This window comes from Novosphingobium kalidii (genome assembly GCF_040534015.1).
Classification (GTDB): domain Bacteria; phylum Pseudomonadota; class Alphaproteobacteria; order Sphingomonadales; family Sphingomonadaceae; genus Novosphingobium; species Novosphingobium kalidii.
This window is the reverse complement of record NZ_JBEWLY010000013.1, coordinates 183,707-202,729: the sequence shown is the minus strand read 5'-3', so window position 1 is coordinate 202,729 and position 19,023 is coordinate 183,707. Positions and strand designations below refer to the sequence as shown.

General features: G+C 62.8%; 14 protein-coding genes. 8 read left to right on the top strand and 6 right to left on the bottom strand.

The window, feature by feature from the left end; genetic code table 11:
• Genes ABVV53_RS07655 through ABVV53_RS07645 form a run of 3 tightly spaced genes read right to left on the bottom strand, consistent with a single transcriptional unit; the run spans window position 1 to window position 3,302 of the window.
• Window positions 1–1,263, bottom strand: a complete 1,263-nt coding sequence (locus ABVV53_RS07655) for an MFS transporter (protein ID WP_353983801.1) — start codon at window positions 1,261–1,263, stop codon at window positions 1–3.
• Between the two features lie 15 nt (window positions 1,264–1,278).
• On the bottom strand, window positions 1,279–1,695 hold the full coding sequence (locus tag ABVV53_RS07650) for an EthD domain-containing protein (protein ID WP_353983800.1): 417 nt from the start codon (window positions 1,693–1,695) through the stop codon (window positions 1,279–1,281).
• 11 nt (window positions 1,696–1,706) lie between these two features.
• Window positions 1,707–3,302, bottom strand: a complete 1,596-nt coding sequence (locus ABVV53_RS07645; protein WP_353983799.1) for a gluconolaconase — start codon at window positions 3,300–3,302, stop codon at window positions 1,707–1,709.
• Between the two features lie 496 nt (window positions 3,303–3,798).
• Between ABVV53_RS07645 and ABVV53_RS07640 the strand changes: the two genes are divergently transcribed.
• Entirely contained in the window at window positions 3,799–5,631 is a 1,833-nt protein-coding gene (locus ABVV53_RS07640; protein WP_353983798.1) for a flavin-containing monooxygenase, read from the top strand.
• Window positions 5,632–5,692: 61 nt separating this feature from the next.
• On the opposite strand, the gene ABVV53_RS07635 is transcribed toward ABVV53_RS07640, so the two are convergent.
• Window positions 5,693–6,586 (bottom strand): HpcH/HpaI aldolase/citrate lyase family protein, encoded by an 894-nt coding sequence (locus ABVV53_RS07635; RefSeq protein WP_353983797.1) that lies wholly within the window; start codon window positions 6,584–6,586, stop codon window positions 5,693–5,695.
• A gap of 437 nt (window positions 6,587–7,023) precedes the next feature.
• Here ABVV53_RS07635 and ABVV53_RS07630 point away from each other — a divergent pair, with 437 nt between their 5' ends.
• The 7 genes from ABVV53_RS07630 to ABVV53_RS07600 all read left to right on the top strand — a co-directional run bounded on the left by ABVV53_RS07630 (window position 7,024) and on the right by ABVV53_RS07600 (window position 16,914).
• Complete coding sequence (locus tag ABVV53_RS07630; protein ID WP_353983796.1) at window positions 7,024–8,802, top strand: thiamine pyrophosphate-binding protein; 1,779 nt, start codon at window positions 7,024–7,026, stop codon at window positions 8,800–8,802.
• A gap of 150 nt (window positions 8,803–8,952) precedes the next feature.
• Complete coding sequence (locus tag ABVV53_RS07625; RefSeq protein ID WP_353983795.1) at window positions 8,953–10,362, top strand: aldehyde dehydrogenase family protein; 1,410 nt, start codon at window positions 8,953–8,955, stop codon at window positions 10,360–10,362.
• A gap of 149 nt (window positions 10,363–10,511) precedes the next feature.
• Complete coding sequence (locus ABVV53_RS07620) at window positions 10,512–11,948, top strand: cytochrome ubiquinol oxidase subunit I (RefSeq protein WP_353983794.1); 1,437 nt, start codon at window positions 10,512–10,514, stop codon at window positions 11,946–11,948.
• Between the two features lie 4 nt (window positions 11,949–11,952).
• Entirely contained in the window at window positions 11,953–12,960 is a 1,008-nt protein-coding gene (gene cydB / locus ABVV53_RS07615; protein ID WP_353983793.1) for a cytochrome d ubiquinol oxidase subunit II, read from the top strand.
• On the top strand, window positions 12,960–13,097 hold the full coding sequence (locus ABVV53_RS07610; protein ID WP_353983792.1) for a DUF2474 domain-containing protein: 138 nt from the start codon (window positions 12,960–12,962) through the stop codon (window positions 13,095–13,097). The genes cydB and ABVV53_RS07610 overlap by 1 nt, the downstream gene beginning before the upstream one ends.
• 96 nt (window positions 13,098–13,193) lie before the next feature.
• Window positions 13,194–15,362: an RNA degradosome polyphosphate kinase gene (locus ABVV53_RS07605; protein ID WP_353983791.1), complete on the top strand. Its 2,169-nt coding sequence runs from the start codon at window positions 13,194–13,196 to the stop codon at window positions 15,360–15,362.
• Between the two features lie 49 nt (window positions 15,363–15,411).
• Window positions 15,412–16,914, top strand: coding sequence for a Ppx/GppA family phosphatase (locus ABVV53_RS07600; protein ID WP_353983790.1), 1,503 nt, complete (start codon window positions 15,412–15,414; stop codon window positions 16,912–16,914).
• Here the strand turns inward: ABVV53_RS07600 and ABVV53_RS07595 are convergent.
• Together ABVV53_RS07595 and ABVV53_RS07590 are read right to left on the bottom strand one after the other, a co-directional pair.
• Window positions 16,903–17,922: an ATPase, T2SS/T4P/T4SS family gene (locus ABVV53_RS07595; RefSeq protein WP_353983789.1), complete on the bottom strand. Its 1,020-nt coding sequence runs from the start codon at window positions 17,920–17,922 to the stop codon at window positions 16,903–16,905. The genes ABVV53_RS07600 and ABVV53_RS07595 overlap by 12 nt on opposite strands.
• Before the next feature lie 3 nt (window positions 17,923–17,925).
• On the bottom strand, window positions 17,926–19,023 hold the full coding sequence (locus tag ABVV53_RS07590; protein WP_353983788.1) for a TrbI/VirB10 family protein: 1,098 nt from the start codon (window positions 19,021–19,023) through the stop codon (window positions 17,926–17,928).

The window sequence follows — 19,023 nt, the reverse complement described above, 5'->3', positions numbered from 1 at the left end:
TCACTGCGCTTCGGCGGTGCTCCAGTCGGGAGCCCGCCGAGGCAGGCTGCCGATGGCAATGCTGCTTGCCGCCATGAAGCCCAGCACGGTCCACAGGAACGGCGCATAGCTGCCGGTTCGATCATAGACCGTTGACGCGACCAGCGGGCCCGCCGCGGTGCCGATCGAGAGAGCCGCCAGCAGCCCTCCATAGAGGCCGCCGAAGTTCTTGAGGCCGAAGTGCCGGCTCAAAAGATAAACGACCACGTCGATCTCCGCCCCCAGAGTCAGCCCCACCAGCGTCGCCGCGATCGCCAGCGTCGCGTATGAAGTGGAGGCAAGCAGCAAGATCAGGCAGCTTCCCACCGGCAGGACGAAAACCACTGCTCCCACCAGCGATGCGGGGAAACGGTCTAGCAGCAGGCCTGTCGTGAGCCTGCCGATCAGCGAAAAAATGCCGATCAGCGAAGCAAGGCCTGCGGCAACCACCGGATCGACACCACGGCCGCTGAGGATCGGCACGAAATGGACCACCAACGCCAGGATCGTGAACGTGAACAGCAGGCACGATACGAACAACCGGATATAGATGCTGGAAAAGATCCCCTCTCGCAGAGTGGCACCCGGCAAGTCCCGCGGGACCGGCTTGTGGCCGGCGCCCCGTCCGCTGCCTTTCGCACGATCAAAAGCGCTGCGGAAAAACACGAAGATGATAGGGAACGCGATGACCAGCCAGATGGCAGCCTGAGCCGCGGCCGCGAGCCGCCAGCCGACGCTGCCAATCAGCCACGTCGCCGTCAGCGGGAAGACCGTCGCTGCTATGGAAGCGCCGCACAGCGTGACCGCAAATGCCAGCCCTCGAGAAACGGTGAAGCGCGACGCAACCGCACTTGTCCAGATTGTGGCCTGAACCGGCAGCACACACAGCGCCAGAAAGCCCCACAGCAGATACCAGTTCCAGTCGTCGCCCGTGGCGGTGCCGAGGAGCGCGAACGCCGAGGGAACGAGCAGGATACCGAGAAGAGCGAAAGGGCGCGGACCGAAGCGGTCTACTGCAAGCCCGATCAGGATGCCGAAGAATGCCTGGACGATGGTGGCGATGCTGATGCCGGCCGTGACCATCGCGCGCGACCACCCGAACTCTTCCGAGACCGGCACCACATAAGGGCCGAAGCCGTAGATGTGGATGACGCTGGTTGCGTAGCCGAAGGCCGCCGCGATCGGCAGCATCGGATAGGCGCGCCATTCGGCCAGCGCGCCGGCCCTGTCAGTCGTTCCCCCCAAGACGCCCTCCCCTGCTTAGTCTTCGTAGCGCAAGTCGACGTGCGTCTGCTCGCCATTCGGACCCATCGGCGAGTCATATTCCTCGATGACGCTCACCACCGGGTTGTCATGGCTCGCGAACAGGTTTCGCTCGTCCTCCCGCACGAAGTCTATCCGCTCTGGGCTGGAGATGAGCGCTTGTGAGCGCTCGAAGTCCTCGCGACTATCCCACCAGATCTCCATCAGGCAGTCGTAGCCGGTATCGATCACTTCGCCGGTCACCGGATTTTTCTCGGGCTTGAGGTAGCGGCGCACGTAGCGGCGCGCGTTGGGAATGGAGGGCGCGCGGCCCTGCCGCTTGGACAGCTGCGAGTGCTGGTTCTCGTAGTAGTCCATGAACGCGTCCATGGTCATGTCCGGCCGCTTGCGGAAGAAGCAGATCTGCTTGAACATCCGACCTCTCCTTAGGCCTTGCGCAGCGCGAGCACGCTGCCTTCCGCATCCGCTGACAGGTAGATCGTGCCATCCGGACCAGCTGCGATGCCCGCGAACGTGTACATCGGCCCACACATATCGCCGACGCCACCAAGCTGCACCGTCGGCGCGCCCCCGAGGCCGCCCATTGGCAAGTCAGACACCACCGTTTCCCGGTTGCCTCCCGATAAGTCACAAGTCACCGCTGCGTTCGCGCCGGGGTCAGCGATGAACAGCATGCCTTCGCTGATCGTAATCCCCTCGGGGCGACCCAGCCCGTCGATCACTGTTTCCTTGCGACCGCCGGATAGCTTGACCACGCGCCCAGCACCACTTTCCGCCACGAAGACGGTTCCATCACCGCCAATCGCTATGCCCATCGGCCGATCAAGGCCCGAAGCGAGCTCGCTGACCTCGCTGCCCACGATCTCCAGGACACGACCTGTCGGCATTTCCGCGAAGACCACGCGCCCGCCTGAGCCCACATCAACACCCATCAGCCGGTCATACCCGCTTGCGAGCACCTCCTGGGCCTGCTCCGCAGGGCGCCAGCGGATGACTTCGCCATTAGCGCTCGTCACCACCCACTCGTCCGCGCCTGCACACGCCACATCCCGAACCCAGCCGGGATAGCCGGGAGTGAACAACATGCCTGCAAGTTGCAGCGTCTCGCCGGGGACCAGCAGATAGGTAAAGCCTCCGTCCGCAATCAAAACGTGCCCGTTCGGCCCCACGGCGAGGCCCAGTGGCCATTGCAGACCGCTTTCGGTGAGCGACTTGGTCTTGCCGGGGTCAACAACCTCGGTGATCGAGCCGTTGATGTGACTGACAAAGATGCGCTTGCCGACGAAGGTGACGTTGTCGATTCCAGGCCCGATATCGGCAAGCACCGACTTGTCACCCGTCCGAGGATCGATCTTGAGGACTTGTCCCGAATAGACCTGGGTCGAGACGATGTAACCGTCGGGATGAAACTTGACCGAGTCAGGCACGCCCAGGTCTTTGGCCACGATCTCCGGTTCGCCGCCGTCGAGGCTGATCCGCCAAATTTCGTTTGCGGCTTGCGCAGGGAAGTAGAGCTTACCGTCGGGGCCGACCTCGAACGCGTTCACCATTGGCACGCCTTCATAGATCACGCGGTGCGCGCCGCCGTTACGGTCAAGCTCCATGATCCGCCCGCCGATCCGCAGCTCGCCCGCAATCAGGCGCCCCTGATGGTACGTGATGGGATTAGCCACCGGAACGTCGCCGTGAACGACCCGGTATTCACCGGAAGGGGTCATCATCGAAACGCGACCTTCCGTGATCTCAGTGCAGTAGAGATTGCCCTCTTCATCGAAAACCAGATCGTCGGGACCGATGATCCCTGCGCCCGCAGGACTGATCGTCTCGATTGCCCCGCTTTCCACATCGATGGCGCTGACTCTGCTGCCCGCGACTTGTGCGACGTAGATGCGGCCGTCGGCGCCGGTGCGGATACCGTTCGCGCTCTGAAGTCGGCTCGCCGGAGTCAGACGGTGGAGCAGCCAACCTTCGGCCGGACGCGCGGGAAGCCCCGCCTCATTTCTACCACTGGCTGCCAGCATGAATACACCTCTCCGCGGCCGAATGCCGAATCCTTTGGCGACGTGGTATCGCGAGTACCGGATGGGCGCAACGCAACGCCCTTGCGCCGCCGCTGCCGCTACTCGCGGCCCGCTCAATGGATGCAACCCTTACTGGGGCCCCCTTATCCGCACACCATTCAGAATGATGAATCTGGGGCGCGGCTCTCCGGGGCGATGATCCCGACCAGAACGTGCCACAGAATGGAGTAACCGATCGCCGCATGTTCATGGCGGAGACACGCTGTGTCCATCACGCTTCCTAGACTGACGACGAAGTGGCACAATCGGCAGAGGGTATTCAGGACAAGTCGCAAATGGTCGACTTCGGGGTGCATACCACCTCGAACACATCGGCTACAGCTTCGCCATGGCATGCGGAGACTAATGAACAACACTGTTGACAACTAGCTATGCAAACTTATCACGGAAACGGCGGCCCGACACGGGGATCGCCCTTGAAGAAGTGGGACCGGATATGAACTGCCCCAAGACAATCGTACCCGCGCCCGAGGATGTCGACATCCCGGCGCTGAAGGCGAAATACAAGCAAGAGCGCGAGAAGCGCATCCGGCGTGAAGCTGGCGGTCAGTATGCCGCGCCCGAGGATCACCTCGTCTATGACACGCGCGAGCACGATCCGTTCACACCTATTGTTCCGCGCGATGCCGTCGATGAGGAAATCGACGTAGCGATCCTTGGCGCGGGCTGGACCGGTATTCTGGCCGGTTTCCACCTCACTCAGGCGGGCGTCACCAACTTCCGCCATATCGAGCACGCCGGTGGCTTTGGCGGCACCTGGTATTGGAATCGCTATCCGGGCATCCAGTGCGACAACGATGCCTATTGCTATCTGCCGCTGCTGGAGGAGATGAACACCCTTCCCTCCAAGAAGTTTGCGGACGGCAAGGAGATCTACGACTACATCCAGACCATCGTCGACAAGTTCGGCTTCCGCGACAAGGCGTTGCTCCACACTGAGATCACCGCGATCGAGTGGGACGAAGCAGCGAAGCGTTGGATCGTTTCCACCAATCGCGGCGACACAATCCGTGCCCGCTTCGTGATGATGTGCGGCGGTACGCTCTCAACGCCGAAGTTCCCTGCGGTGCCGGGCATTCACACGTTCAAGGGCAAGATGTTCCACACCAGCCGGTGGGACTACGAGTACTCCGGCGGTTCGTGGGAAAACCCGGTGCTGGACAAGCTTGCGGACAAGCGCGTCGCGATCCTGGGGACCGGCGCCACCTCGATCCAGGCCGTGCCTTACCTCGGCAAGTACGCCAAGGAACTCTACGTCATCCAGCGCACGCCCTCGAGCGTGGACGAGCGACCCAATCCGCCGACCAACCCCGAGTGGGCCGCTTCGCTTGAGCCCGGCTGGCAGGCGGAGCGTCAGGCCAACTTCCTGCGCGCCGCCAACGAGATCATTCCTCCGGGCGACCCGGACCTGATCTGCGACATCTGGACCGAGATCAACCGCAACCTCAATGCTGAACTGGAAGCCGAAGGCTGGCCCCAGATCGGCATGGAAGAATTCATGCAGCGTCGCGAAGTCATGGACTTCCGTGTCATGGAGCGCCTGCGCAAACGCGTCGAGGATATCGTCAACGATCCCGATACTGCGGAGGCGCTGAAGCCCTACTATCGCTTCATGTGCAAGCGGCCGCTGTCGAACAACGACTACTACGAGACCTTCAACCGGCCCAACGTGAAGCTGATCGACGTATCGACTACGGCAGGACTGGAAGCGATGACCGAGAACGGCTTCATCCACCAGGGTCAAGAGTACGAGATCGACTGCATGATCTTCGCCTCGGGGTTCGAGGTGGCCGGCGACCTCAAGCGCCGTTGGGGCATCTCGACGGTGAAGGGCCGCGATGACGTGTCGATCTACGACCATTGGTCGGACGGCCCGCTGACGCTGAACGGGAACATGACGCGTCACTTCCCGAACATGTTCTTTCACGGCTACGTTCAGGGCGGCCTCAACGGCAACACCACGCTCCAGTTCGGCGAGCAGGCGCGTCACGCAACCTGGATCATCGCCAATGCGCTTGAGAAGGGTGTCAAGGCCGTGGAGCCGACCAAGGAAGCCATGGAGGCCTACGTCGAGGACTTCCGTTCCAAGGAGCTGGACCTCTCGATCATCCTCAACGAGTGCACGCCTAGCTACTTCACCAACGAGGGCGAGAAGGAAGCCAAGTGGTTCCTCTTCCGCGGCTGGGGACCGGGCTGGGACGACTGGCAGCGCAAGATGCAGGAATGGCGCGACGCAGGCGACATGCCCGGCATGCGCCTCGATAGCTGACACTAAGAGCGGGCCGGTCCAACAACCGGCCCGTTTTTTCTTGAAAAGCTCGCGTGGAGCTTTAGCGGCCCTTCCCCGCCTGCTTCAGCAGCCGCTCTGCGCGCGCGAGGTAAGGCCTGTCGAGCATGCCGCCCTTCCAGCCAATCGCACCGACGCCGGGGTTTGCTGCGAACAGGTCGACGACTTCCTGTGCTTCTGCAATCTCCTCCTCAGTTGGCGTGAAGGCGGCGTTGATCACTGGCACTTGCGCCGGGTGGATCGCCATCATGCCTCGAAAGCCGTCGCGACGCACCTTTTCAGCTCTAGCGCGAAGGGCTTCCAGATCGCGGAAGTCGGCGCTGATGGTCTCGATCGGGGTCACGCCCGCGGTTGCTGCGCCCAGCACGGTCATGCTGCGGGCCAGTTCGTAAGTGAATGTATAAGCGCCACTCTCGTCCTTGTTGGAACTGGCGCCGATGGAGTCGGCCAGGTCCTCGGCACCCCAGGTTAGCGCAACCACGCGCGGTGCGCCCTTGTAGTCGCCGGTATGGAACATCGCTTCGGCGGTCTCGGTGATCAACACGATCACCGGAGTCGAGCCTTCCTCGATCCCATTTGCGACTTCCAAGGCGGATAGGCAGTGATCCAGCTTCTCGACGTCGTGCCGGCCATAGACCTTGGGCAGCATGATTCCGCCGGGGTTCGCGGGCATGATCGCCGCGAGATCGAGAAGCGTATAGGGGCCGTCGAAAGGGTTGATGCGTACCCATAGGCGCTGACGCTGCTCGGGATGCGCCTTGATGAAATCGTGCACCATGGGTCGGGCACCCGCCTTGCTATCGGGTGCCACCGCGTCTTCGAGATCGATAAGGACGATATCGGCCTCGCCCGTCATCGCCTTGGTCATCTTCTTCTCGCTGTCGCCCGGCGCGAAAAGCCAGGAGCGAGCGGCGATAGGTTCGTGAGTGACGGGCATGTGTTCTCCCTTTGTCATCCAGCACAAGCCGGGGTTTGCTGTCGTCCTGCATCGCCTCAAGGGTTAGCGGCCCGTGGTCAAGGCCGGGCAGCGATTTGAATGCGAGGTGGCTCAATGCGGCGTTGGCTGGTCAAGCACCCGCCCGGCGATGCAGTTCATGATCTGGTGCGGACGACTGGCCAAAACAGCGATGAAGCCCTTGGGCCGGCGAGTGACATGCGAAAGGCCGCAGCGGAGGCCGAGACCGGCAAATGAACAGCGCTGTTCATTTGCATTTGGCAGGTCAAGCGCAGTTGGCTAACACGAATCCAGAAAACCTTGGGAGGGTTGTTAGCGGTCAAGGCGATGAGCTTCCGCTTAGGGCAGTGCAACGCACCGCTACTGGGCAAGAACTGGAAGCAAGTTTTGCAGGAGACCGCAGCACGAAAGGCACGTCGATGTACGATGATCAGCCACAAGCAAAGGCTTCAGCCACGAACTCCGAAGGCGTGCCTGTATACAAGCGGATGCTGGACCTGTTCGAGGCTGAGGGCATCAAGACTCTGTTCGGCATTCCCGATCCCAACTTCGTCCACCTTTTCCTTGAGGCGGAGAACCGCGGCTGGACCGTCGTCTCCTCGCACCATGAGGCAGCGACCGGTCACATGGCTGCTGCTGCTGCGCGAATCACCGGCAAGCCTGCAGTCTGCATCGCAACGCTGGGCCCGGGCATGGCCAACGCCATGCCCGCAGTGCAGTGCGCCAAGGTCGAGAACGATCCCGTCATCTTCATCGGCGGCCAGCGGGCGCGCCTGACGGAGCGCCGCGTTCGCCGTGGCCGCATCCAGTTCGTGCGCCAGGAGCCGATGATCGAGGACTCCGTCAAGTTCTCCAGCTCCATCGAGTACGCCGATCAGGTCGATGAGATCGTGCGCGAGGCTATCCGCGTCTCGATGTCGGGCACCCCCGGCCCAGCCTACATCGAACTGCCGCAGCACGTGATCCTCGAAGACGTGCCGAACACCCCGATCCTGCCGCCCGAGCGCTATCGCCTCGTGAACGCCGGCGCGGACGGTGATCGCATAGCCCAAGCCGCGAAGATCATCATGGAGGCCAAGAACCCGATCCTGCTGGTCGGCCACGGCGTCCACACCAGCAAGGCTGGTGCAGCGGTCAGAGAACTTGCCGAACTGATGCAGTGCCCGGTCATCCAGACCTCCGGCGGCACCAGCTTTATCGAGGGCCTGGAAGATCGCACCTTTCCCTACGGCTTCTCGGAAGCCTCGATCGACGCCGTCGTGGATAGCGATTGCTGCGTTGCCCTCGCCACGGAGCTGGGCGAGCCGTCGCACTACGGCCGCTGGCGTCATTGGGTGGACAACGAAGCGAACCGCAAGTGGATCTACGTGCAGCAGGACCCGACTGCCATCGGCGTAAACCGTCCTATCGACGTGCCGCTGGTCGGTGACGTGCGCGGCGTCGTCCCGCAGCTCTCTCGCGCGCTCAAGGAACTGGGCGGCCGCAAGGCTTCCGAGAGGCTTTCGGCCTTTATCCAGCAAGATGCCGAACAGCTGGCGGAACTCGCCGAGGAAGCTGCCGGCAAGCCGGGCGGCAGCGAAAGCCTGATGCACACCAGCCAGTTCGTCACCGAGGCGACCAAGGCATTCCCCAAGGACGGCATCATGATCCGTGACGGTGGCGCCACAGTGATTTTCCAGTGGACTTACTCACAGTGCAAGCCGCACGACGTGATCTGGAACCAGAACTACGGACACATCGGCACTGGCCTGCCTTATGCCACGGGCGCCATGCTGGCTGACCGCGCGCAGACCGGCAAGTCCCGCCCGGGCATGCTGCTCACCTCGGACTCCTCGTTCCTGTTCCACGTCGGCGAACTTGAGGTGGCCGTTCGCGAGAACCTGCCGCTCGTTTGCGTCGTTGGCGTCGATTTCCAGTGGGGCCTTGAAGTGGGCGTATACAAGCGCACCTTTGGCCATGGCACCAAGGAGACGGGCACGCACTGGTCCGACAAGGTCCGCTTCGACAAGATCGGTGAAGGCTTCGGCGCCGCCGGCGAGTGCGTGTCGAAGGCGGTTGACCTCGGCCCCGCTATCAAGCGCGCCTATGAGCGTGGCGGCGTGACCGTGATCCACGTGCCAATCGACCCCAAGGCTAACTCGGAGGAAATGCCCAATTACTCCGAGTTCCGCACGTGGTACGCCGAAGGGACACAGTAACGGATAGATCCTGTCCCGGAGTGGGAGAGGCAAAGAATTTGGTGAGCCGCAGGCAAGCCTAGTCACAGCGGGAGGGTTTCCGCTCTCGCACCGGAGCCCCCCACCCCTCCCCACCCTTGGGGAGGGGCTTCATATTTGGAGAGAGAGGTCATGCGCAACTACACTCAATTCTACATCGACGGTCAGTGGGTAGATCCCATCGAGCCCAAGACTGCCGAAGTCATCAATCCCGCGACAGAGGAAGTCTCCGGCACAATCTCGCTCGGCTCGGTTGCCGACGTGGACAAGGCCGTTGCGGCTGCCCGCCGCGCTTTCGCCACTTACGGCGTCACCAGCGCCAAGGAACGACTCGAACTGCTGGAAGCGATTCAGGCCGAATACCTCAAGCGTGAGGAAGAGCTTGGGCTCGCGATCATGGAAGAGATGGGCGCGCCGCGTTCGCTCGCCTGCGGCTTTCACACCATGCTTGGCAAAGGCCACCTGAGCACCGCGATCGAAGTGCTCAAGGAGTTCAAGTTCGAAGAGCAGCGCGGCGTCACCCTCGTCCGCAAGGAGCCGATCGGCGTCTGCGGCCTCATCACACCGTGGAACTGGCCCATGAACCAGACATGCGTGAAGGTCTTCCCGGCTCTCGCCGCTGGTTGCACCATGATCCTCAAGCCGCCGCAACTTGCGCCCTACTCCGCACACCTCCTCGCTGAAATCATTCACGACGCGGGCGTGCCGGCCGGTGTGTTCAACATGATCCAGGGCAAGGGCAGCGAGATCGGAGCAGCGCTTTCCACGCACGAAGACGTCGACATGATCTCGTTCACCGGCTCCGAAGCGGTGGGCGTACAGATCCAGAAGGATGCCGCTGATACCGTAAAGCGCGTCGGCCTGGAACTAGGCGGCAAGAGCGCGTGGATCGTACTCGACGATGACAAGCTGCCTGAGCATGTCACCGGCGCGACTGCCGGCATGATGGGTAACTCGGGCCAGACCTGTTCGGCGGGCTCACGCCTGCTGGTGCCGTCCTCCCGCATGGAGGAAGTCAGGAAAATCGCAGCTGAGGCGGCCAACAGCGTCAGCGTGGGCGATCCCAACGGCAACGTCGCGATGGGGCCGGTGGTGTCCAAGAGCCAGTACAACGACATCCAGCGCTATATCGAAATCGGCCTGAAGGAAGGCGCCGAGCTGATTGCGGGCGGCCCCGGCCGTCCCGAGGGGCTGGACAAGGGGTGGTACGTCAAGCCCACGGTGTTCGTCGGCACCAACGACATGGTCATCGCGCGCGAGGAGATCTTCGGGCCGGTGCTGGTCATTATCGGCTATGAGGATGCGGAGGACGCGATCGCCATCGCTAACGATTCCAACTTCGGCCTTGGCGGCTACGTCAGCGGCAGCGACGTGGAAGCATGCCGCAACATCGCCCGCAAGATGCGCACCGGCGCCATCTGGGTGAATGGTGGCTTTGACTTCCATGCGCCGTTCGGCGGCTACAAGCGCTCGGGCAACGGGCGCGAGTGGGGCGAGCACGGCTTCCACGAATACCTCGAGGTGAAGTCGATCATCGGCTAAGCTGGAGCGTATCTCTGCAGCGAGTAGAGGGCTCGGTCACTCCGCGTGGCCGGGCCCTTCTCTTCTCTGCATGATCAATTGCAAGGCCCTCAAGTGCATGTGCGAGCCTTGCGCTGGCAAGTTCGAATCTAAAGGCCTAGAAGGCCTGCATGTTCGACAACGTCGACGCCTTGATCCTGGCCAGGCTGCAGTTCGCCTTCACGGTGAGCTTCCATTTCATCTTCCCGGCGTTCTCGATCGGGTTGGCCAGTTTTCTGGCCGTGCTCGAAGGTCTCTGGCTGAAGACCGGCAAGCAGCTGTACCTCGATCTGTTCAAGTATTGGCTGAAGATCTTCGCCGTGGCGTTTGCCATGGGCGTCGTCTCCGGCATCGTCATGTCCTATCAGTTCGGCACCAACTGGTCGGTCTTCTCGGACCGCGCGGGCCCGGTCATCGGCCCGCTCATGGCATATGAGGTCCTGACCGCGTTCTTCCTGGAGGCCGGGTTCCTGGGCGTGATGCTGTTCGGCATGGAAAGGGTTGGGCGCAAGCTGCACTTCGCCGCGACGTGCATGGTCGCGGCCGGGACCGCCACGTCCGCATTCTGGATCCTCTCGGTGAACTCATGGATGCAGACACCGGTCGGTTACGAGATCGGGGCAAACGGACAGATCCTACCCGGCCCTAGCTGGGCGGCGATCATCTTCAATCCCAGCTTCCCATACCGCCTGCTGCACACCGTCACGGCCGCCTACCTGACGACCGCCTTCGTTGTAGGTGCAGTCGGCGCCTGGCACTTGCTGCGGGACCGCAAGAACGCCCACGCCCGCAAAATGTTCTCGATGGCGATGTGGATGGCCGCGCTGGTCGCGCCCGTGCAGATCTTTCTGGGCGATGCCCACGGGCTCAACACGCTTGAGCACCAGCCCGCCAAGGTCATGGCGATGGAAGGGCACTTCCAGAGCCATCCCGATGGTGCGCCGCTGATCCTGTTCGGCATACCCGACCAGGAGGCGCAGACCGTGCGCTACGCCCTCGAAATCCCGAACGCATCCTCGCTGATCCTGAAACACAGCTTGAACGCGCCCCTCAAGGGGCTCGACACGGTTCCTCTCGCGGATCAGCCCCCGGTTGAGGTGGTATTCTGGTCCTTCCGGATCATGGTGGGCTTGGGCTTCGCCATGCTGGGCATCGGCATATGGAGCCTGCTCGCACGGATGCGCGGCAAACTGTACGACTGGCCCTGGCTGCACCGCGCTGCGTTGATCATGGGTCCCTCAGGCTTCATCGCAGTGATCGCCGGCTGGGTGACCACCGAGGTCGGTCGTCAGCCTTGGGTCGTCTACGGCCTGCTGCGAACGGCCGACGCGGTATCCCCCTTGGCCGCACCTGCTGTTGGGACCTCGCTTATCGCCTTCGTCCTTGTCTACTTCGCCTGCTTCAGCGTCGGCACCTGGTACATCCTGCGCCTTATGAGCAAGGCAGCTCACCCGCACGAAGGCGGCATCGAAGAGGATCAGGATGCGCCTATTCGTACGGCGGGTATCACTCCGGGTCCCACCCAGAACCCGGGCGGCCGCAAGCTGCCCGCCGACAGGGAGCAATAGCGCCATGGCGGTCAACTTCGACCTGACCACCATCTGGGCCTTCATCATCGCCTTCAGCGTGTTCGCTTACGTGGTGATGGACGGATTCGACCTCGGGATCGGCATTCTCTTCCCGTTCTTTCCAGTCGGCCACGGACGAGACCGGGCGATGAACGCCATCGCCCCGGTCTGGGATGGCAACGAGACTTGGCTGGTGCTCGGGGGTGGAGGCCTCTTCGCCGCCTTTCCCCTAGCTTATGCGATCATCCTGCCGGCAACATATCCGCTGATTATCGCCATGCTGCTGGGCCTTGTATTCCGCGGCGTCGCTTTCGAGTTCCGCTGGCGCGACCATCGGCACCGCGCCTTGTGGGATCTGGCGTTCTGCGGCGGCTCTCTCATCGCCGCTCTGGCTCAGGGGATGACTTTGGGCGCGATCCTGCAGGGAATCGAAATCTCCGGACGATCCTATACGGGTTCCTGGTGGGACTGGTTGACGCCCTACACGCTGCTGACCGGCTTAGGCGTCGTCGTGGGCTATGCCCTGCTGGGCGCGACCTGGTTGATCTGGAAGCTGGATGACGAGCCTCAGGCCAAGGCCTATCGCCTCGCCTTCTTCGCCGCGATCGCGACTGTCACCCTGCTGGTCGGTGTCAGCCTCTACACGCCTCAGCTTGATGCCGAGTACTGGCGGCGCTGGTTCGAGGCGCCCGGAATCTACTTCGCCAGCCAAGTACCGCTGCTCTCGGCCATTATCGTGTTTCTGCTGTTTCGCGCTCTCGCCAAGCGGCAGGAGGCGGCGCCCTTCTGGCTATCGCTCGGCATCTTCCTGCTCGGCATGGCCGGCCTCGGCGTGAGCATGTTCCCCTATGTCGTGCCTGACGCACTCACGATCTGGGACGCCGCCGCGCCTGAGCGCAGCCAGGTTTTCATGCTGATCGGCGTCGGACTGACGATGCCGCTCATCATCGCCTACACGGGCTGGGCTTACTGGGTGTTCCGCGGCAAGGTCGGTCACGAAGGGTACCACTGATGCGCCGCCGTGCAACAGACGCTGCGGACCAGGCACCATTATGGAAGCGGCTCGCATGGATGGCAGCCATCTGGGCCGGCAGCGTGGCAGCGCTCGGCATGATTGCCTGGCTGATCCGCACCTGGCTCAGGCCTTAGCAGCCCTCTGAAGCAATTATGACAACGCTTCGGGTTTTTTGACGGACAGGCTTTGTCACTCGATAAGGCGATCATTGCGCACTACAGTGGACCTACATGCTCGAAACACGCGAGACGGCGAATCCCTTACCCGAAGCTGACGACGGCGACATCGCCGCTTCACCATCACGTTATTTCAATCGGGAGCTGAGTTGGCTCACCTTCAACGAACGCGTCCTGGCCGAAGCTGAGAACCCCCGTTATCCCTTGCTGGAGCGGCTCCGCTTTCTCTCGATCTCAGGCAGCAACCTCGACGAGTTCATGACCGTGCGCGTCGCTGGGCTGGCAGGACAGATCAGTCGCCAGATCGAGGAAATCTCGATTGACGGGATGACGCCGACACAGCAACTCGCCGCCGTTCACGAAGAAGTGCTGAAGATCGAAGCCCTTCAGCAACAGACTTGGGCTCGCCTCAAGACTGAGCTGCGGGAATGTGGTATTCGCGTCATCGGGGATGAACGCCTCGGCGCTCCCGGCGACCGCTGGCTGAGAGACTATTTTCTCGAGCATATCATGCCGGTGATCACGCCCCAGGCGATTGATCCTGCGCACCCTTTTCCCTTCGTGGCAAGCAACGGGATTGGCATTCTCTTCTCGCTCACAAGGATCGTGGACGCGTCGCCGGTGATGGAGATGATCCTGATCCCGCAAGCTCTGCCGCGCTTCGTGCGCGTACCGGGCCCCGAAGCAATCTACATGTCGATCGAAGACCTGATCTGCCGCCAGGTCGAACAGATCTTCCCCGGCTTCAAGGTGAACGGACACGGGGTATTCCGCGTCCTTCGCGACAGCGACATCGAGATCGAGGAAGATGCCGAGGATTTGGTGCGGTATTATCGCACCGCGATCCAGCGTCGGCGGCGCGGTATGGTTATCGTGCTGCAGTTGCAGGGCAAATTCGATCCGCTGGCCGAAGATCTGCTGCGCGCGCAGCTCGGCCTGGACCGGGCGCTGATCATCAAGACCGGTGGGCTGATCGGCATGGCAGGTCTGGGTGCGCTGGTAGACGAGGATCGGGCCGAACTGAAATTCGAGCCCTATTCGCCTCGTTATCCCGAGCGCATCCTCGAGCATGACGGTGACTGCTTCGCCGCCATTCGCGAAAAAGACATCGTAATCCAGCACCCCTATGAGACCTTCGAGGTGGTGATCGATTTCCTGCGTCAGGCCGCGCGGGATCCCGACGTCATAGCCATCAAGCAGACGCTTTACCGCGCCGGAAAGCAGTCCGCCGTGGTCAATGCGCTGATTGCCGCGGCTGAGGCAGGCAAATCGGTGACCGCTGTGGTCGAGCTCAAGGCCCGCTTCGACGAAGAACAGAATTTGCTTTGGGCCAGCCAGCTGGAGCGCGCCGGCGTCCAGGTGATCTACGGCTTTGTCGATTGGAAGACTCACGCCAAAGTGTCGATGGTGGTGCGCCGCGAGGGCGACAGCAACCGCACATACTGCCACTTCGGCACCGGCAACTACCATCCGATCACCGCCCGCATCTATACCGACTTGTCCTACTTCACTGCGGATCCTGCAGCTGGGCGCGACGTAGGCAAGCTGTTCAACTTCATCACCGGGTATGTCGAGCCCAAGAAGACGGACCTGCTTTCCATCTCGCCGATCAATCTGCGGGCGACCTTGTACGATTGCATTGATGCAGAGATCGAAAATGCCAGGAATGGCAAGCCCGCGGCAATCTGGGCAAAGATGAACTCACTGACCGACCCGGACTTGATCGATAGGCTCTACGCCGCAAGCCAGGCCGGAGTGACCATCGTGCTGGTGATACGGGGCATCTGCTGCCTGCGGCCGGGCATCCCCGGCTTTTCCGAGCACATCACCGTGAAATCGATCATCGGCCGTTTCCTGGAACATGAGCGCATCTGGGCTTTCGCCAATGGAAGCGAACTGCCCAGCCGCAAGGCGCGCGTGTTCATCACATCGGCTGATGGGATGAGCCGCAATCTTGATCGGCGTGTCGAGCTGCTGCTGCCGATCCGCAACAAAACTGTGCACGATCAGGTACTTGGCCAGGTCATGCTCGCGAACCTGCTCGACACGGAACAGAGCTGGGTGCTGGAAAGCGACGGCAGCTACCATCGGATCGGGGAAAGCGAAAACCCGTTCAACCTGCACCGCTATTTCATGATCAACCCCTCCCTGTCCGGACGGGGTGCTTCACTGACCAGTGGAAGAAAGGTGCCCAAGCTCTCGCTTCGACGCGGCAACATCTGACATGAGCCCGCCCTCGGGAACCGCAGCCACTAGGATTCGCTGAACGATCATGAGTGGGAGCATCCAGCAGGGCGAGAAGCGCGCCATTATCGACATCGGCTCGAATACGGTGCGCCTCGTCGTTTACAACGGCCCGCCTCGCGCGCCTGTCGTCGTCCTCAACGAAAAAGTCAGTGCCAAGCTCGGAAAGGAACTCGGAAAGACCGGGCTGCTTTCCGAAAAGGCCATGCACGCGGCCCTTTCGGCGCTCGCCCGCTTTGCGGCCATGCTCAAGCTGCTGAAGGTGACCGACGTGGATTGCGTCGCCACTGCCGCCAGCCGTGACGCCAAGAACGGTCCGGAGTTTCTTGCCGCTGTCCGTAACCTGGGCCTTTCGCCGCGCCTGCTCTCCGGTGAGGAGGAAGCACGCGCGAGTGCAACCGGCGTCGTTGCGGCCTTCCCGGGGGCGAAAGGCACGGTGGGCGATCTTGGCGGCGGCAGCCTGGAGCTGGTCTCAATCGACGGCGATGTACGTCGTGGCGGCATCACCTTGCCTTACGGGACCCTGCGTCTCGGCGATCTGCGCGCAGGTGGTCCGGCGGCATTCGCAGCCACCGTGCGCCAAGGCCTTACACGGGCGGGGTGGAGCGGCGGGGCAGGAGAGCCGCTTTACATCGTTGGGGGTTCCTGGCGCGCGCTGGCGCTGCAAGCGATGCACGAAATTGATTGGCCGTTGGACGATCCACACGACTTCGAGCTTTCACCACAGACGGCCCTGCAGCTGTGTCGGCAGTTCGAGAACGCCAAGCCCGAGAAGGCGGACCCCCGTATCACCGCATCCCGCCTCGCCAGCCTGCCGGACGCCGCTGCGCTGCTGGGCCAGCTTCTTGAGCAGATCGGTCCCTCGCGGATCGTGTTCTCCTCGTGGGGCTTGCGGGAGGGGCTGGTATTTTCTCGCTTGGATGCCGAGACAAAGGCGCAGGACCCCATGCTCGCTGGCATCGCCGCCTTCGCGCGCGGCGCGCAAGTCGCACCCGATCACGCCGAGGCGGTTGCGGCTTGGACGAAGGCGGTCTGCGCCGCCCCCTCGACCGACGATAACCTACGGCTTGCGTCGACCATGCTTGCGCTTGCCGCGATGCGAACCGAGCCTAACATGCGCGCCGAGGAGGCAATGAGCTGGGCCTTGCGCAAACGCTGGGTCGGTCTCAGCGCGCGAGGGCGCGCGATGATGGCAATGACTGTCTTCGCCAACTCGGGGCTCATCGAAGTGCCGCCGGCTTTCTCTCGTCTCGCTTCTGCCGAGGACTTGCACGAAGCAATCGGCTGGGGCCTGGCGATCCGTCTCTGCCGCCGCCTGACGGGATGCGCTGGAGAGGCGCTCGCTCGTACGGCTCTGCGCCTTGGGGAACAGGAGCTGGTTCTCATCCTCGAAGAGCCTGTGCAGGCGCTCTATAGCAACGCGATCGGCAAGGACCTACGCAGACTGGCCGAGTGGCTGGGTGTCGACTGGAGAGTGAGGCTTGCCCTCGATGCTCGCTCTAACGAGCTTAACGCCGCCTCAGTTCAGTAGCGACGTACTCTCGGCAATGGTGGAGATACCGCGCTTCCCGGCCTGACGGTCCAGCTGGACGACAATGTCGATCACAGAGGCTGCATACTCCAGCGTCTCGCTACGTGTCAGGCCGATCCCGGTCTGCATGCTCATCAGTGCGATCTGCTCAAGCGCACCGCGTGGGCTGTTGGCGTGAACGGTCGAGAACGAACCAGGATGGCCGGTGTTGATCGCACGCAGGAAGCTTACCGTCTCGCCGCCACGCAATTCCCCTAGCACGATGCGGTCTGGTCGCAAGCGCAGTGCCGCCTGCAGCAAGTCGTTCGCTGAGACCTTGGCCTCACCCAGCTCGCCCTTGACCGCGATCAGGCCCACACCGTTCGCCCCGGGCAGTCGCAACTCCGCGGTATCCTCGACGAGCACGACACGCTCGTGTTCCGGAATTTCGCTGAGCATGGCGTTCAGAAACGTAGTCTTTCCGGTCGATGTGCCGCCGGAGATCAGGATCGTGCGCTTGCGGCGGATCGCATCGCGCAGGAAAGCAATGGGCGACGCCAGAGGATCGGGTGTTGGCGCCTCGGGATCAATAGTGATGGGGCCGCGGTCGTACGCGTCGAGCGGTAGTTCCAACAATCGATGGCGGCGGATCGCCATCGCCCAGTTCGCCCGGGTCGCCGGCGGACCGACAAGCTGGATGCGCGCCCCGCTTTGGCCCGCCAGCGCCGGCAGCGTTGCGGAAAGAAGCGGATGCTCCCGGTTGATGCCCTGGTGGCTGATCCGCGCGACCTGCTCGGCCAGCCGCTGAAGCAGTTGGTTGTCCATCGCCGGCAGGTCCACACGCTGCATACCGTGCTCTGCATCCTCAACCCATATTTCGCCTGGGCGATTGACGAGGATCTCGGTTACCGTTTCCCGCTCCAGCCAAGGCCGGAGCGGAGCAAGATAGGCGTCAAGATAGACGCTACGAGGCGCACTCACCGGCTCAGTGCCGGGACGTGCGAGCAGGCGATGGACATCGGCGCTCACAGCTCACTTGACCTTCGAAAAGTCCAAATCTTTCGCGGTGAACACGCGGATCGGTTCGCCCTGGCGAACGCGGATCGTCGGGCCGACTTGGGAGCCCTGCTGCACTGCCGCCGCCGCGGCCGACTGCCCTCCGCCGACTACGACCGAGGCTCCGGTGCCAACAAGATTGGTCAGCCCGCCCACGACCGACAGCAGCATCGCTGAACCAAAACGATCGAAGAAGTGGCTGTTGACCTTGCCCGGCAAGCCCGTTTCACCGCCAAAGGCGATCGCGGGAGACCCGAGATCTACCGACACGCCGTCCGGGCGGATAACGCGCGTCCAGATCACGTAAGCGCGCTTCTGGCCCGCAGAGAGGCCGCTCTTGTACTGGCCGATCAAGCGCGAGGAGCGTGGAAGCAGCACGCTGCGGCCGTCGAAGCTGCGCACATCGGTGCTCACGATAGCGCGCACGAAACCAGGCACATCGGTGTCGATGGCAGTCTCGAGCACGGCGGGTATCAGCGTTCCCTGCGTGACGGTGGTTGCCGGATCGAAGCTGCGGGTGGCGGCGGCGCTCGAACCGCCAAGTCCGCCCAGCCGCGCCGCGAAGTCCTCGTTCGGGTTCGCACCCTTGAACTCCGTTGCCCCCGCAGTGCCCGGAGCGGGAGCGGTGACGCCGGCAGCGTCGAACACGACGGTCGGGCTTGCGAGCGGGTTGCTGATGCCTTGTGGAGCGAGAGCCTGGCTCGGAGGCGCTGAAAGCACAGCCTGTGGCTGCGGCGCGGATAGAGTCGCCTGGTCGCCGTAAGGGGCGGGTGCCACGACAGCTTGCGGCACGTCCGCCTGAGGTTGTACGATCGGAGTCGTACCCACGGCAGAAGGAACAGGCTCCGCGGGCACGTTTCGCGCGGCGTCCATCGACCACAGCGTCAAGCCGCCGAGGGCAGCGACAATCGCAACGCCGGCTACCAGCCCAAGCCCATCGCCGCGCTTGCGCTGGCTTACGGTCGGCAGGACATTGCGTGTCGCAAGGTCAATGATCTCAGCCCCGCCGTGCTCACGAGGGTCGCGAGCCTGCTCGGTATCGAAGCGTTCACGTAGCGCAGAGTTGGGCGCCAT